This is a genomic window from Leclercia sp., assembly GCF_036780805.1.
Lineage (GTDB): Bacteria > Pseudomonadota > Gammaproteobacteria > Enterobacterales > Enterobacteriaceae > Enterobacter.
This window is the reverse complement of record NZ_DAIQCE010000009.1, coordinates 133,719-148,759: the sequence shown is the minus strand read 5'-3', so window position 1 is coordinate 148,759 and position 15,041 is coordinate 133,719. Positions and strand designations below refer to the sequence as shown.

13 protein-coding genes are annotated in these 15,041 nt (G+C 56.9%); 12 read left to right on the top strand and 1 reads right to left on the bottom strand.

What is annotated here, in order from left to right; translation table 11 throughout:
• The 3 genes from V7Q49_RS18455 to imm45 all read left to right on the top strand — a co-directional run.
• Nucleotides 1–476, top strand: a 476-nt coding sequence (locus V7Q49_RS18455) for a VENN motif pre-toxin domain-containing protein (protein WP_333854231.1), incomplete at its 5' end; no start/stop codon positions are given.
• Nucleotides 466–906: a hypothetical protein gene (locus tag V7Q49_RS18450; protein ID WP_333854230.1), complete on the top strand. Its 441-nt coding sequence runs from the start codon at nucleotides 466–468 to the stop codon at nucleotides 904–906. The genes V7Q49_RS18455 and V7Q49_RS18450, both read left to right, overlap by 11 nt.
• 243 nt (nucleotides 907–1,149) lie before the next feature.
• Nucleotides 1,150–1,461, top strand: coding sequence for an Imm45 family immunity protein (imm45, locus tag V7Q49_RS18445; protein ID WP_333854228.1), 312 nt, complete (start codon nucleotides 1,150–1,152; stop codon nucleotides 1,459–1,461).
• Nucleotides 1,462–1,504: 43 nt separating this feature from the next.
• Here the strand turns inward: imm45 and V7Q49_RS18440 are convergent, their stop codons facing one another.
• Nucleotides 1,505–1,648, bottom strand: coding sequence for a SymE family type I addiction module toxin (locus V7Q49_RS18440; RefSeq protein WP_333854226.1), 144 nt, complete (start codon nucleotides 1,646–1,648; stop codon nucleotides 1,505–1,507).
• Nucleotides 1,649–2,469: 821 nt separating this feature from the next.
• Between V7Q49_RS18440 and V7Q49_RS18435 the strand changes: the two genes are divergently transcribed.
• The 9 genes from V7Q49_RS18435 (at nucleotide 2,470) to bcsD (ending at nucleotide 15,029) form a co-directional block, all read left to right on the top strand.
• Complete coding sequence (locus tag V7Q49_RS18435; protein WP_333854224.1) at nucleotides 2,470–3,147, top strand: CsgG/HfaB family protein; 678 nt, start codon at nucleotides 2,470–2,472, stop codon at nucleotides 3,145–3,147.
• 9 nt (nucleotides 3,148–3,156) lie between these two features.
• Nucleotides 3,157–3,504 carry a DUF4810 domain-containing protein gene (locus V7Q49_RS18430; protein ID WP_442913080.1) on the top strand — a complete coding sequence of 116 codons (348 nt, stop codon included), beginning with the start codon at nucleotides 3,157–3,159 and terminating at the stop codon, nucleotides 3,502–3,504.
• A gap of 11 nt (nucleotides 3,505–3,515) precedes the next feature.
• Complete coding sequence (locus V7Q49_RS18425) at nucleotides 3,516–4,178, top strand: DUF799 domain-containing protein (protein WP_333854222.1); 663 nt, start codon at nucleotides 3,516–3,518, stop codon at nucleotides 4,176–4,178.
• Nucleotides 4,179–4,658: 480 nt separating this feature from the next.
• Nucleotides 4,659–5,276: a cellulose biosynthesis protein BcsO gene (gene bcsO / locus V7Q49_RS18420; protein ID WP_333854220.1), complete on the top strand. Its 618-nt coding sequence runs from the start codon at nucleotides 4,659–4,661 to the stop codon at nucleotides 5,274–5,276.
• Nucleotides 5,267–6,073 carry a cellulose biosynthesis protein BcsQ gene (gene bcsQ / locus V7Q49_RS18415; protein ID WP_333854218.1) on the top strand — a complete coding sequence of 269 codons (807 nt, stop codon included), beginning with the start codon at nucleotides 5,267–5,269 and terminating at the stop codon, nucleotides 6,071–6,073. Before bcsO ends, bcsQ begins: the two co-directional genes overlap by 10 nt.
• 20 nt (nucleotides 6,074–6,093) lie before the next feature.
• Complete coding sequence (bcsA, locus tag V7Q49_RS18410; protein ID WP_333854216.1) at nucleotides 6,094–8,214, top strand: UDP-forming cellulose synthase catalytic subunit; 2,121 nt, start codon at nucleotides 6,094–6,096, stop codon at nucleotides 8,212–8,214.
• Complete coding sequence (bcsB, locus tag V7Q49_RS18405) at nucleotides 8,211–10,679, top strand: cellulose biosynthesis cyclic di-GMP-binding regulatory protein BcsB (RefSeq protein ID WP_333854214.1); 2,469 nt, start codon at nucleotides 8,211–8,213, stop codon at nucleotides 10,677–10,679. Before bcsA ends, bcsB begins: the two co-directional genes overlap by 4 nt.
• Nucleotides 10,680–10,692: 13 nt before the next feature.
• Nucleotides 10,693–14,565: a cellulose biosynthesis protein BcsC gene (locus tag V7Q49_RS18400; RefSeq protein ID WP_333854212.1), complete on the top strand. Its 3,873-nt coding sequence runs from the start codon at nucleotides 10,693–10,695 to the stop codon at nucleotides 14,563–14,565.
• Nucleotides 14,565–15,029 carry a cellulose biosynthesis protein BcsD gene (bcsD, locus tag V7Q49_RS18395; RefSeq protein ID WP_333854210.1) on the top strand — a complete coding sequence of 155 codons (465 nt, stop codon included), beginning with the start codon at nucleotides 14,565–14,567 and terminating at the stop codon, nucleotides 15,027–15,029. Before V7Q49_RS18400 ends, bcsD begins: the two co-directional genes overlap by 1 nt.
• Nucleotides 15,030–15,041 lie beyond the last annotated feature (12 nt).

Genomic DNA, 15,041 nt, shown 5'->3' with positions numbered 1-15,041 from the left:
GGATGGCGGGCGGACTGGCGGGGGGCAGCACGGGGGCGGCGGCAACGGGCGCGGGTGCCGGGAAGAATGCGGTTGAGAATAACTCGCTGAGCAAGAATAAGGCCGGTATCTTCGATATAAATCCGATGCTGAAAATCGGAATTGAAGGTGCAGATGGCGATCCGCTGAAAGGTGGTGGTGTAGCAAAAAGCAACAGTAGTACTATGCTGGGTCAGTATAGTGTTCAAACGGCCAGCAAGACTATATGGAAAGGAACGGGCAAAGAACGTATTGATGTTGAAAATCCTAATCCAGGCCAAAGGCCAGGACAATTGCACTATCAAGATAATAAGGGTAATAAGTATATCTATGATCCTAAAACTAATTCTTTCCCGGGCGCGCCAAAATTAGAGAATAATTTATTGAAAGAAACATCTTTTAAAAAGGCTATAGATAAAGGAATGATTCAATATTTGGGAGAGAAAAATGATATATAATTCGCTGATGTTAGAGGCATTGCGTAATGCTTGTTGGAGTGACTTAGTATTGCCAAAAGAACTCTGTTTATGGGTTGAGAAAGGTTTTGTAAAACAAGCGGACTGTTTTTTTCTTGCAGCTCTTTTTACAGTCTATCCAAATGATAAATATTTGATGGATAAGACTGGTGTTGAGTGTTTTGTTAACTCTTTTCATATAGATGATTATGTTTCTGAACGATACTTAGACTATGCTTGTTTGTTTTGTAATACCATTTTGAATAAATGGACCCTTGAGCGAAACGATAAAAAACTAAATATGATAGTGTCGATGGATGAATTTGGTGCGGTGGTTAAATTTCATGTTATACGGCAAGGCGAGACTTGGTTAAGTAATAACCTTGAGAAGTATGAAGAAGCAATTTTTGCAACGACTGATGTCATAAGTTAATAATCTCCTAAGATGCGCAAACGCGGCTTCCGCTACCACGGACGCGGCTGCGGGGAGCTTGCGGCGAAAGCGGTAGCGGGGTGGAGGGTTGTATCCTGACGTGACTTACCTGTCGAAGCAGAGCGAGGAGTAGAAGCAGACTGTCAGCCCGAAAGATAAACATTTGGTCAAAGTTGATTTCTCTGTGCAAAAAATCCCTAACAGCATAGATAAGTCAGGCGGTCATGAGCTGAAGGTGAAATGATGAAACTTATTGATTATAAAAATAAATCTATTAAGCGAGGAACTGTTTTTAGGTTACCTGCTGTTTGGCCATATGAAGAATGGGTTGATTTTATGGTCATAGATTTATTTGAAACTCATGGCTTAGTTGTATCGTCTGGACACAAAGCAGGCCTGATTTTGATATCTTTACCAATCGAGAGTGCGTCAACCGAAGGTAGAGCATTAAGCACAGAATGGATTATTACCAATTGGGCCAAATGGATCTACCCAGAATGTAATGTTGAAAATGTTCATATCCTTGATGAATATGTAGCAACGCCCATTGAATAAACAACGATCCCGGCCAAATCGCGCCGGGATATTCTTTTACCCGTCAGCCCTTAACCGGCTCGATCACCAGTCTTACCTGTTCCATACTGACCGTGACCGGCGTGTCGGTGCTGAATCCCGCCTCTCCCAACCAGTACTGTTCAGGCGCAGACTGGGGCTGGCGGAATACCAGGAACCAGGCGGTCATGCAGGTAAAAGTTCTTTAACGGCACTGAGAAAAAAGGAAGGCAGGAAAACAGGCACACATCGGCGGGACGGATATCATCGCCAGGAAGGATCTTCGTCTTACCGTCCTGAAGGGCAGGCTGGGGCTTCGAGAGTAGTAAGTGGTCATACAGGTAGGGGGATCAAAATGCCTGACGCTGGCATAGCCGATCTTCAACCGTCGCTGGGCTTTGGAAATGGTTCACTCTGACATAGAGTGACGTTCGGCCATAATTCACCCCTTTTCACTAAATTATGGTCATCGACAATTCGGTGCTCCAACACCGAATTGCCGTGTTCTTTTACTTCTGGGGAAAGGAGCCTTGCGGCTTTAAATAATATCTATAATTCATTTTTTTCACATTAGACGCTTTTATCAAACTCTTTACGAATACATCTAAATCGTTTCCCATAATTTATATCGTTACCTGTATGAATGATTTTTCCGGAAAGGGATTAATTTAGTGTGTTGGCTAGACCTGCTCATCCGGTCATTTTCGTGGGGAGCATGATTTGTTTTTTTTACGTAGCCGATTCCATTAAAATGCCTAATTAACCTGAGTAGTCATGTATGTACCTTGCCTCAGCGTATGAAACCAGGTTCAGGCATTGAAGGGGAAAACCACCGTACTGTTGAGTAAAAATCCTATAAACCCAAATATATTCTGAAAATACATTGAGCCTGCAGCAATTAAATCGCTACCTGTCATAATGCATGCCGCTTTGTTCATAATAAAACTTGTGGAGAAAAGGTAATCGAATTACCCATCGCCTCGTCTATTTTTATAAGGATATTTAAATACCATGGTCAATAAAGTCATCGTCAGTGCGCTCTGCTTTAGCGCGTTATTGCTGGCGGGCTGTGCGACGGAATCTTCCCGTTCCGTTGAGGTCGCGAAAGTCGCTACCTATAACACCGCCTGGCAAGGGCAGCGCAGCCTGATATCGGTCGGTAAATTTGATAACCGCTCCAGCTATATGAATGGGATATTTTCCGACGGGGTCGACCATCTTGGAAATCAGTCAAAAACCATTTTGATCACCCATCTACAGCAAACCGGCCGCTTCAATGTGCTGGATCGCGCAAATATGGAAGAGATTAAAGCCGAGTCCGGCATCAGTGGTCAGCGCCAGCAGTTGAAAGGGGCGACCTACGTCATCACCGGTGATGTAACGGAGTTTGGTCGTAAAGAGACCGGCGACCGGGCGCTGTTTGGCATTCTGGGCCGCGGCAAATCGCAGGTGGCTTATGCGAAAGTGGCCCTGAATGTAGTCAATGTCCGCACCTCTGAAGTGGTCTATTCCTCGCAGGGGGCGGGTGAATACGCGCTGTCTAATCGTGAAGTGCTCGGCTTTGGCGGCACGGCCAGCTACGACGCCACGCTGAACGGCAAAGTATTGGATCTCGCCATTCGCGAAGCGGTTAATAACCTGGTGGCTGGCACCGAGAACGGTGGCTGGAACCCATCAAATACACATTAAAAGGAATTGATGATGGCAATTGTAAATAAGCTCGTTACTGGCGCAGCACTAGTGCTGCTGGCAGGGTGTGCAACCAACACGCCGCAAAAGATCTATACGTGGGGGGATTATCAGGCGTCGGTCTATGACTACTACACCAATAAAACCAGCCCGCAGGAGCAAATTGCCTCGCTACAGAAAGTGATTGAAGCGTCACGAGTAAGCAGCAAGCCTGTTCCTCCCGGTGTGCATGCCCAACTAGGGATGCTCTACAGCAATACGGGTAACAGAGAGCTGGCGATGGCCGAGTTTAATGCCGAAAAAACGCAGTACCCGGAATCGGCTTCGTATATCAATTTCCTGACCACGAAAAAATAAAGGGACGTAAAATGAAAGGAATCTCAGCCCTCCTGACTCTGGTATTGACGCTTATCGTTACGGGTTGCACCACCCATAAAACACCGCCCGCTGATTATTCTGCCTTCCGGGAAAGTAAACCGCGCAGCATCCTGGTGCTGCCGCCGAAAAATACATCGCCGGACGTGAACGCCAGTCACGGCTTTCTGAGCAGCGTCACTCTGCCTCTTGCTGAATCCGGTTACTACGTGTTCCCGGTTGCGGTCGTGGAAGAGACGTTTAAACAAAACGGCATGACCAATCCGGACGATATCAGCGCGATCCCGCTGAAAAAACTGCATGATATCTTTGGCGCTGATGCGGTGATGTACATCACCCTCACCGATTATGGCACCTCATACCAGGTGATCAGCAGCGACACGCGGGTGAGCGCAGCGGCGCGTTTAGTGGATTTACGCACCGGGAAAGAGCTGTGGAAAGGCATTGCCACGGCCTCAAGCAACGAGGGCCAGAGTAATAACGGCGGTGGCATATTAGGCATGTTGATAAGCGCGGCGGTGACCCAGATAGCGCATTCGGCAACGGATAAAGCGTATGATGTTGCTCAGGTAACCAGCGCCCGTCTGTTCAGCGCAGGGCCTGGCGGTTTGTTATATGGCCCGCGTTCGCCAAAATACGGACAGACTGCCCTGTAATGACCTCCGATCCCGGCCTGTGTGCCGGGATCGTTTCTCCCCATCTGATTTTTACCGCCTCACCCGATCTTCTTAGTGTTCCTTTAACGCCTGCACCCACGAAGCCGTACAGCGTCTTTTTCATACACCGTGATTATAGTTACCTGTTGGTATTATGTTTCCCATGCTACATTAACACTGGATTAATATTTTATTCTTGCAGAATAAAACCAGATTTAATCTTGATGTTGTGGGTTATTGAGGGCGGAAAGTGGAGAAATTGCGCGATCTGTCGATAAGCTTGTACATAGTATTAGCTCTACGTAATATGCATTAGATCATCTGCTATACAAATATGAGTGCCCGTAAAGGGAAGTTCTTTGTGAGTGACGATGGTTCATCGCCAATCCCCTTTACATGTCCGTATACCCACAAAACTGTTACCCCTGGCAAAGTCATGCAGGAAACAAAAATACTGACTTGTGAATCAAGAGTAATGCCATGAAAAATTATGATGATTTGCAGCGTTTCAAGGATAAAACGCGCACGGGTGACATCCATTTCAAGGATCTGTCGGCGCAAAACAAGCAGGCGTCGAACAGCGGCTGGGCGATTATCAACCAGCTGGCGGGTGTAGACAGTGACGCCGCGCTGGCTAAGGCCGGCAGCGTTGCGGTGCCCGTGCCGCAGGCCGTTAAGCCCGGTGAACTGGATGCGGCTTTTGCCGGCCTGACGAAGACGCCCGTGGCCGAGCCTGCCGGTTCAGCCCCGTCGATCCTGCAGAGCATAAGCGCTGACAGCGCAGATAAAGCGGTGCAGACGCAAGCCCACCCTGCGGCACCGTCTCTGTTTGAGCAGCTGCGTCCTGAGGCGACCCCTCACGCGACCGTCAAAGAAACGCCCGTCGTGGCGGCACCCGCTGCATTCCATCCAGCACCCGCGCTCGCGCCGGTTGCTGCACCTGTAGCTGCGCCTGCGGAGCCAGTGACTCCGCCCAAACCGGCGGAGCCGGTGCGCTTTGATCAGCTGTTCGCGACCAAAACGTCCGGGCGCGCCAGCCATCCGGTGAAAGATCTTCCGTTACAACCGCTCCTGGAGAAAATCGCTTCATGCCGTTAGTGTGTATTTGCTCGCCAAAAGGCGGAGTAGGGAAAACCACGGTCACGGCCAACCTCGCTTATGCTCTGGCACGTTCAGGCAATAAAGTTCTGGCCATTGACTTCGATGTACAGAACGCGCTGCGTCTGCATTTTGGCGTGCCGTTGTCTGACGGGCGCGGCTACGTTGCGCGTGCTAATGAGTCGGCAGACTGGAGCCAGTCGGTGCTAACGGCGGGCAGCAATATGTTCGTCCTGCCCTATGGCGAAGTGACGGAAGAGCAGCGCCTGGTCTTTGAGCATAACCTCACCAGCGACAGCAACTTCCTGGCGCGAGGCTTAAGCTCCCTGCTGAACTATCCGGGGCTGATCATCCTGGCCGACTTCCCTCCAGGGCCGAACCCGGCGCTGAAGGCGATCTCGCCGCTGGCCGATCTGCATCTGGTAACGCTGCTGGCCGATACTGCGTCGTTGTCGCTGCTGCCCCACATCGAAAACCACCGGCTGACCGGCGGTGCACCGCCAGAAAACAAGGCCGGATACTATTTCCTGGTGAACCAGAGTGACAACCGGCGCCATATCAGCCGTGACGTCACCGCCTTCTTACAGCAACGCCTCGGTGACCGCCTGCTGGGTGTCATCAACCGGGATGAAAGCGTGCCTGAGGCCAATGCCTCACAGCAATCGATACTGGATTTCAGCGCCACCTCGGCGGCTGCGTTTGATATCGAACTGGTGAGTAAGCGTATCGCGGGTATTTTGGGTATCCAGGTCGGTGACGGCGCCGTGCACGCCAACCTGAGAACCTCCAGTTTCTGACGACAATTTCAGGACGTCCTATGAAAAAGGCGCTGTTTTATCTACTGCTATTGGTCTTAGCACCCATCGCCGTATTAATTATTATTACCCCAATGGATAGCCAGAAGCAGTATATCTTCGGCTTAATCAGCATTGGGGCGCTGCTGCTATTGGGCTTTAGCAAACATCACCGGGTATCAATAATAATGATGGTCGTGGCGGTCTTAATGTCCACACGATATATCTGGTTCCGGGCTACGCAGACGCTGCACTTTAATTCCGAAATAGAAGCCATACTCGGTATCGGGTTATTTGTCGCCGAACTCTATATCTGGATAACTATTATTTTAAGTTATCTGCAAAACCTGTTTCCCCTCCAGCGCAAGATCGTACCGCTGCCGGAGGATATGGCGCAGTGGCCGACGGTGGATATCTATATTCCGTCGTACAACGAAAGCCTGGACGTGGTGCGCGATACGGTGCTGGCGGCGCAGTGCCTGGATTACCCGGCAGACAAGCTCAAGATCTACCTGCTGGATGACGGTAAGCGCAACGAGTTTGCGGTATTTGCCGCCAACGTCGGGGTAGGGTACATCACGCGTAACGACAACTCCCACGCCAAAGCGGGTAACCTCAACCACGCCATGAAGCTCACCAAAGGCGAGCTGATCTGCGTCTTTGACTGCGACCACGTGGCGACGCGTATCTTCCTGCAGGCAACGGTCGGAGCCTTCCTGAAAGATCCGCGTCTGGCGCTGATGCAGACCCCGCACTACTTCTACTCGCCCGATCCGTTCGAGCGTAACCTCTCCGCGGGCCGCGATATTCCCAACGAAGGCCAGCTGTTCTACGGGCAGATCCAGCGCGGCAACGATAACTGGAATGCCACCTTCTTCTGCGGCTCCTGCGCGGTGATCCGTCGCAGCGCGTTAGAGGAGATCGGCGGCTTTGCCGTAGAGACCGTGACCGAAGATGCCCACACCGCGCTGAAGATGCAGCGTCTGGGCTGGAAGTCGGCCTATCTCGATATTCCGCTGGCGGCAGGGCTGGCGACCGAGCGTCTGGTGGTGCACGTCATTCAGCGTACCCGCTGGGCGCGCGGCATGACCCAGATTTTGCGGGTTGATAACCCCCTGCTGGGCCGCGGCCTGAAGTGGCAGCAGCGTCTTTGCTACCTCAACGCCATGCTCTCGTTCCAGTTTGCTCTGCCGCGCGTGGCGTTCCTTACCGCGCCGTTGGCCTACCTGCTGTTTAACCTGAACATTATTCACTCTTCGGCGAGCCTGATTTTCGCCTACATGCTGCCGCACCTGTTCCTCTGTATCTATGTGAACTCGCGGGTCAACGGGCGTTTCCGCTACAGCTTCTGGGGGGAGATCTACGACCTGGTGCTGGCCTTCCACCTGGTGTTGCCGACGGTGATCACCCTGATCTTCCCGAAACGCGGCAAGTTCAACGTGACCGATAAAGGCGCGCTGCTGGATGTCGGCTATTTCGATTTCAGCATTGTCCGCCCGCACCTGATCATCGCCGTGCTGCTGGCAGCAGGGGTGGTGGCCGGGATTGTGCGTGCCGTCGGCCATGACTACTTTGGGGTGGATCCGATGGTTATCGCCCTCAACGTCGGCTGGGGCCTCTATAGCCTGATCTTCCTGCTGGCCGCGATTGCGGTGGCCCGTGAGACCCGTCAGACGCGTAAAACCATCCGTATTGATGCCAACGTGCCGGTGGTGATCCACTACGCCAGCGGCATCTCCTCGCGTAGCCATACCCTGGATCTCTCCATGGGCGGCTGCCGAATCGCGGTGGTGGACGACCGTCACCTGACCGATGAAATCGAAGAGATTGAGCTGCAATTGCAGTCCGGGGCCATCAGTATTCCGGTGAGCGTGATTGCGCATGACGAGCAGTACATTCGCCTGATGTTTGATGAGATCCCGCTGGACCGCCGCCGCGAACTGGTGCGAGTGGTGCTGGCCCGCGCCGATGCGTGGATCAACCCGCCAAAACCGCAGGACAACCCGTTCCGCTCGTTGTTTATCATTATTCGCAGCGTATTCGATCTGTTCTGGCTGACCTGGAAAGACCGTCGTGAAAAGCGCCGTCATCGCCATGATGATGCCCGCCGCGGGAATAAAGCCAACGAGGATACCGCTGTATGAAAGGGATGACCCGTAAAGCGCTGCAGATGGCGCTGATGTTCGGCGTGCTGGTGCAGCCGGTCACGGCGGAAGAGCCGACCACCGTAGAATCGCTGCTGCCGGTGGATCTCCCGCCGCCGGTAACGGACGCGGCGCAGCCTGTGGCTGATGCAACGCCTGCTGCTGCAGCCGAAACGGCCCCGGCAACCCTGCCTGCTCCCGACACGCTGCCTGCCTTCCAGACCCCGCCGGTCGCGGAGACGACGCCGGTGCCTGAGGCCGCGCCTGCGGCACCGACACCCGATGCGGCGTCTGCGGCACCAACGGGCATCACCCCCGGCACCACCAGCAGTATCACCGTTGCCCAGATGGGGCAGCCAAACGGCGTGGTGCTGAGCGGCGGCCAGCTACAGGGCGGGATCGACTTTACCCTCTCGGCGGACCAGGTGATCACCAACGCCCAGCTGGAGCTGAACCTGAAGGTCTCTCCGGCGATGGCCGCCCGTAACACCACCCTGCAGCTGATGCTCAACGGTCAGCCGCTGGGGACGGTGCCGCTGGGATCTGCCGACAGCAATGTCTCCAGCTATCAGCTGGATATCCCGGCCGCGATGGTGGTGTCACGCAACAACATCAGCTTCAAAATCAACGACGGCGATGCGCTGCTGTGCCAGCGCGATCTGTCCGACAGCTACCAGGTCACCATCATGCCGAACACGCGGCTGGACCTGGAGGCGCAGCAGCTGAACATCAGCGCGGATCTCAGCCACTTCCCGCGCCCGTTCCTCGATGAAATGCAGATGACGCCGACCACGCTGACCTTCGCGTTCCCGGCCAAAACCCTGCCGGAGCAGGTGGGCGCTGCGGCGCTGATCGCCTCCTGGCTGGGGATCGAAGCGGACTATCGCGGCATCTCCTTTGATGCGCTCCATGACCAGCTGCCGGAGAAAAACGGCATCCTGTTTGGCAAACCGGGTGAGTCCATCGGCGGGTTAACGCTGCCGGCCTCCAACGGGGCCACGCTGCAGGTGGTCGATAACCCGGGCAACCCGATCTACAAGCTGCTGCTGGTGGTAGGGAACAACGAACAGCAGCTGAAAAGCGCCGCGTGGCGTCTGACCCGCGGGCAGTTCAACGCCCAGACCACCCGCCTGCCGGTTGAGGCGCAGAACATCCCGGTCAGCAAACCTTATGATGCCCCGCGCTGGATCGCCACCGATCGCCCGGTGCTGCTGAGCGAGCTGATGCGTAAGGATCAGAGCCTGACGGTGACCGGCATCTGGCACGAACCCCTGACCCTGGCCTTCCGCGCCGCGCCCGACCTGTTTATGTGGGATGGCGATACCATCCCGCTGAAAGTGGCCTACCGTTTCCCATCCGAAAGCTGGATTGACGAGCAGCGTTCATACCTGTCGATGACCTTCAACGGCGCGTTCCTGCGCAACCTGCCGGTCAACAAACAGGGGCTGCTTGAAGGCCTGTGGCATAAGCTCGGCGGCGATGCGCGTCAGGAGAATGTGGAGGTGCCGCTGGAGCCGTACCTGATTTACGGCGACAACCAGCTGCAGCTCTATTTCAACATCCAGACCAAAGAGACCGCGCCGTGCAGCGTGCTGCTCAATAACAACATCAAGAGCCGTATCGACGAAGACTCGAGTATCGATCTGAGCAACACGCGCCACTTCACGCTGCTGCCGAACCTCTCGTACTTTGTCGGTGCTTCGTTCCCGTTCACCCGTCTGGCCGACTTCTCCCAGACGGTGCTGCTCCTGCCGGAGAACCCGAGCGAAAGCGAGATCGGCACCCTGCTGGATCTCTCTGCCCGCTCCGGTAACGCCACCGGCACCGCGCTGAACAATAACCGCGTGATGTTCGGTCTGCCGTCCGGCGGCGCGAACCAGCTGCGCCTGAGCGAAAGCGACGTGCTGGCGGTCTCCTCGCTGGACCAAACCGCCTTTAACCGCGCCCTGCTGGCGCAGTCGCCGTTTGTCAGCAACGAGCACAGCTTTGGCGTGCGCGAGCCCAAAATGCTGGAAAAAGTACGCAGCTGGCTGGAGGGCGACTGGAACGCGTCGGGCGTGGATGCCGACCGCTACTTCTCGTCCAACGAATCCTGGCGCGGCTTTGTCAGCTTCCGCTCTCAGTGGAACCCGGAACGTCTGGTCGTGATGGCGATCGGCAGCGACGACGCCCAGCTTGCGCGTCTGCACACCGACCTCAACTCCGCCCGCATCAACGCCGGGATCCGCGGCGATACGGCGATCATCACCGATGAGAACGGCGTGCGCAGCTTCCGCGTCGGCCCGCAGTTCCCGAGCGGCCAGATGCCCTGGTACATGATGGTGGTGTGGTATGCCACGCAGCACTCCGCCATGCTGGCGATTTTTGGACTGCTGTTCGCGTCGATTATTGGCCTGAGCCTCTACTCGTTACTGAGAAAACGCGCGCACAAACGTCTTAACCCACAGGATTCAGATCGTGAGTAAGGGTGGTAACACTATGGACAATAAAAATAAAACCGCCGGACATCTGCCTGTACTTTGCCTGGTCAGCGGGCTGGCGATCGGGGGCATCCCGGGTGCCCAGGCGGCAGATGCCGCGCAGTCGGCCAATAACCCGGCGCTGAAAGCGCTGTTCGATCAGGCCAACTACTGGCACGAAAAGTCTCACGATAACCTGGCGATGGAATCGCTGAAAAAAGTGCTGATGGTGGACGCCAACAATACTCAGGCGTTGTACCTGATGGCCCTGTGGTCGCAGCAGGCCGGCGACATCAAAGGGGCGGCCCAGTGGCGCGAGCGCTTAACGGCGGTCTCGCCGCAGGATGCCAATTTGCAGGCGCTGGATAACGCCAAACAGATGCAGCAGGTGCCGCGCGGGCAGCTGGAGCTGGCCCGTCAGCAGGCGCGCAGCGGCAATATTCCCGCCGCGCTGGCCACCTGGCAGAGCCTGTTCACCGGCAACCAGCCGCCGCCGAGCCTGGCCCCGGAATACTATCTGACCATGGCGGGGGATAAGTCCCTCTATCCGCAGGCGGTGAGCGAGCTGCGTCAGCTGCGCGTCCAGTATCCGCAGGATAACAACGTCAAAATTGCGCTGGGCAAAGTACTGACCTATCAGGAAAGCACCCGTCGCGAGGGGATGAACATCCTGCAGGATCTGGCGAGCGGCAGTCAGGATGCGGATAAGTCCCTGCGTCAGGCCCTGCTGTGGCTAGGGCCGCAGGCGGGCGACGAAGCGTACTACCAGACCTTCCTCCAGCGCCATCCCAACGACACCGCGGTGCAGGATCACTATCGCAAGAGCATCGGCGGGGCGGCAAAAGGCGAAGGCTATGTGGCGCTCAACAGCGGCAATACCGATACCGCCCGCAACCAGTTTGAGCAGGTGCTGAAGGCCAACCCGGAGGATGCCGATGCGCTGGCCGGGATGGGCTACGTGGCCCTGCGCAAGGGCGACTACGCCGCCGGGGCGCAGTACCTGAACCGTGCGGCCAGCCTTGGCGGCGCGGCCTCTGACGAACGTAAGCAGCAGGCGCAGGATGCCGAATTCTACGGCCAGCTGGCTCAGGCTCAGGCGGCCTATAAACAGGGTAACGTCAGCCAGGCGCTGGCCCTGAGCGCACCCCTGACCCAGCGCAGCGGCGAGCAGGGGGCGGCGGCGAAGCTGTTCCGGGCCGACGTCCAGCGGCATAACAAAGACTACACCGCGGCAGAGCAGACCCTGCGCGGCCTGCTGACCGAGCAGCCAAATAACGGCGCGGCGCGGGAAAACCTCTACTACGTCCTGCGCGAGCAGAACAAAACCGCCGAAGCCCAGGCGATGTTGCAGACCCTGCCCGCCAGCCTGCAGGCGAGGTTGGCCCCGCGCGTTTCCGGCGGCAACCCGACCGATCCGCTGCGTCGTCAGGCCCAGCAGGCGGCGGCCAGCGGCGATCCGCAGCGCGCCATCGCCCTGTTACAGCAGGGCACGGCCCGCTATCCGTCCGATCCCTGGCTGCGTCTGGATTTAGCTCGCTTGCTGCAAAAGCAGGGGCGCAGCGCGGAGGCGGCTAACGTCATGACGCCGGCGTTCCGCCCGAACGCCAGCAACAGCGAACTCTACGCGGCGGCCCTGTTCGCCAGCGAAAACAACGCCTGGCAGCAGTCACAAACGCTGCTGTCGCGCATTCCGGCCTCCAGTCAGAATGGCGATATGCGTGAGCTCTCTCAGCGGGTGAATTACAACCTGCAGATGGACGTTGCCGAACGCTATCTGGCCCAGGGCGACCGGACTGCGGCAGCCAACACCCTGAAAGCGCTGGCGGCACGTCCGCCGCAAAGCCCGGCCGATGCCGGCAAGCTGGCGCGGATGCTGGCCCAGAGCGGCGATGTCACCACCGCGGTGAGCGTGGTCCACGACAATATGCGCCGCGGCGTGCAGGGTAACGCCGGGGATTATGCCGATCAGGTGGCGGTCCTGAACCAGGCCGGATTGGGCAGCGAAGCCCAGGCCTGGCTTGCCAGCCCGGAGCTGCAGTCGCGCAGTACCCCGACCCAGCTGGCGAGCATTCGCAACGGCTATGTGATCAACGAGGCCGATCGGCTGCGCGTGCAGGGCAACTACGCGGCGGCTTACGACAAGCTGATCCGCGCTATGCAAAACGATCCGCAGAACACCGATCTGATGTTTGCCATGGCCCGCGTCTATCAGTCCGGCAAGATGAACAAAGAGGCCGGGGTGGTTTACGACTACCTGATGACCCGCGACACGCCGCAGCAGGACGCGCGCGCCGGGGCCATCGATGTGGCGCTGGCCAGCAACAACGTGGATAAAGCGAAGCAGCTTTCCGCCGGGCTGACCAACGACAGCACCCCGGAACGCTTACTGCTGCTGGCCCGGGTCTCCGAGGCCCAGGGCAACCATCAGCAGGCGATGAGTTATCTGCGCACCGCGCGCGGCAAGCTGCTCGGCCTGCAGAATAACAACGGCGAAACGGCCCCGATGCTGGGTGGCCTGGCGCTGGCGGACAACCCGTTTGTCGGCACCTCCAGCACGGGCGCGGTGACGGATCCCTCTTCGCTGTATGGCCAGGCGATGCCGTGGCAGGTGGCGCAGCTGGCGCGTAATCCACAGACCGCGCCGCCGGGCACCGTACGCACCGATCTGCCGGTAGAAACCGCTCAGGCCGGAACGCTGCGTCAGGTGGATAACATGATGGAGATGCTGGTCGACAAAACCGCCACCTGGGCGCGGGGATCGACCTCCCTGCGCGCGCGTGACGGCGAAGAGGGGCTGAGCAAGCTGACGGAGATCAAGGCTCCGCTGCAGTGGTCCACCGTGCCGTTCGGCGATTCGCGTCTGGATGTGAACGTCACGCCGATCAGCCTCGATGCCGGAACCTCGTCCGAGGAGTCCAGCCGCCGGTTTGGTACCGGGGCGCTGATCCAGGGGGGCGTGGCCGAGGAGCTGTATAACGCCTCCACCACCACGCCGCCTGAGCTGCCGAACATCGACAAAATCAAGGTGCCGTCGCAGGGCTCGCAAAGTGCGCAGGGCGTCGAAGTGGCGATGGCCCTTACCGGCGAGCAGTACAAAATTGATGTCGGCTCCACGCCGCTGGGCCAGGATCTGAATACCCTGGTGGGTGGCGTGCAGTGGTCGCCGCAGCTGACGGATTACCTCAAGCTGGTGCTGACCGGCGAGCGTCGCGCGGTGGTGGACAGCCTGCTGTCGTACGTCGGGGTGGAAGATAAGTACAGCGGCAAGAAGTGGGGCCAGGTCACGAAAAACGGCGGCAGCGCTCAGCTGAGCTATGACAATACCGATGCGGGCTTCTACGCCGGATTTGGCGTGTATGACTACATCGGGGAAAACGTGCCGAGCAACACCAGCGTCAACGGCTCGGCGGGGGTCTATTTCCGTCCGTACTATGCTGCCGATCGCGAGTTAAAAGCCGGCATCAACATGAACTACATGAACTTTGACAAGAACCTGAGCTACTTCAGCTACGGTCAGGGTGGGTATTTCAGTCCGCAGGATTACATCAGCGTCTCCTTCCCGGTGGATTACACCCAGAAGTTCGACAACTGGAAGCTGGGCTTAGGGGCGTCGGTGGGGTATCAGTCCTACTCCCAGGATGAGAGCCCGTACTTCCCGACGGATTCCGCCATGCAGAAACAACTGGAAGATTATGTCTCCCGCGGCTTCGCCAAAGAGGCGTTCTACAAAGGCAACAGCGAGAACGGGCTGGGGTATAACCTGCGCGCATCCACCGACTACAAACTCAATAAAGACATGACCATCGGCGGGCAGGTGGGGTATGACACCTTCGGGGATTATAACGAAAGTACCGCGACCCTCTACTTCCGCTACCTTCTGGGGAACAAGTGATGAATGACCAACAGCTTTTACAGTATTACCAGCATCAACAGTCGCAATCCGGTTGGTTTTCGCTGATCCACGTGATGATTGAGAGCATGGTCGCCAACGTCGGCGAAGCGCAGAGCCGCTCGTTCCTCGTGCAGATGGGCGACTCGCTGGGCGAGCGTTTCCCGCTGGCGCTGGCCCATACCGTGGGTGAACTCGAAGCGCAGATCAATGCCCGGCTCGCGGCCTTCAACTGGGGCTATATTGATATTGATGCCAGCGACACGGCGATCCGCATCGTGCATACCGCCATACCGGTGCCGCCGGAAGAGGCCAAACAGATGGCGTGGAACCATGCTTTTAGCGCGGTGCTGGAGGGGCTCTATGCCCGCTGGCTGCGCGAGCAGGGCGGCAAATCACACGTATCGCTGTGGCGGGAGGCCTCCCCCTCGGCTACGGTTATCCATTTCAGATATCAAAACAATTAATAAGGATCGGCC

Coding starts and splice junctions, on each gene's coding strand:
- V7Q49_RS18450 (WP_333854230.1), top strand. CDS start 466: ATGATATATAATTCGCTGATGTTAGAGGCATTGCGTAATGCTTGTTGG.
- imm45 (WP_333854228.1), top strand. CDS start 1,150: ATGAAACTTATTGATTATAAAAATAAATCTATTAAGCGAGGAACTGTT.
- V7Q49_RS18440 (WP_333854226.1), bottom strand. CDS start 1,648: ATGACCGCCTGGTTCCTGGTATTCCGCCAGCCCCAGTCTGCGCCTGAA.
- V7Q49_RS18435 (WP_333854224.1), top strand. CDS start 2,470: ATGGTCAATAAAGTCATCGTCAGTGCGCTCTGCTTTAGCGCGTTATTG.
- V7Q49_RS18430 (WP_442913080.1), top strand. CDS start 3,157: ATGATGGCAATTGTAAATAAGCTCGTTACTGGCGCAGCACTAGTGCTG.
- V7Q49_RS18425 (WP_333854222.1), top strand. CDS start 3,516: ATGAAAGGAATCTCAGCCCTCCTGACTCTGGTATTGACGCTTATCGTT.
- bcsO (WP_333854220.1), top strand. CDS start 4,659: ATGAAAAATTATGATGATTTGCAGCGTTTCAAGGATAAAACGCGCACG.
- bcsQ (WP_333854218.1), top strand. CDS start 5,267: ATGCCGTTAGTGTGTATTTGCTCGCCAAAAGGCGGAGTAGGGAAAACC.
- bcsA (WP_333854216.1), top strand. CDS start 6,094: ATGAAAAAGGCGCTGTTTTATCTACTGCTATTGGTCTTAGCACCCATC.
- bcsB (WP_333854214.1), top strand. CDS start 8,211: ATGAAAGGGATGACCCGTAAAGCGCTGCAGATGGCGCTGATGTTCGGC.
- V7Q49_RS18400 (WP_333854212.1), top strand. CDS start 10,693: ATGGACAATAAAAATAAAACCGCCGGACATCTGCCTGTACTTTGCCTG.
- bcsD (WP_333854210.1), top strand. CDS start 14,565: ATGAATGACCAACAGCTTTTACAGTATTACCAGCATCAACAGTCGCAA.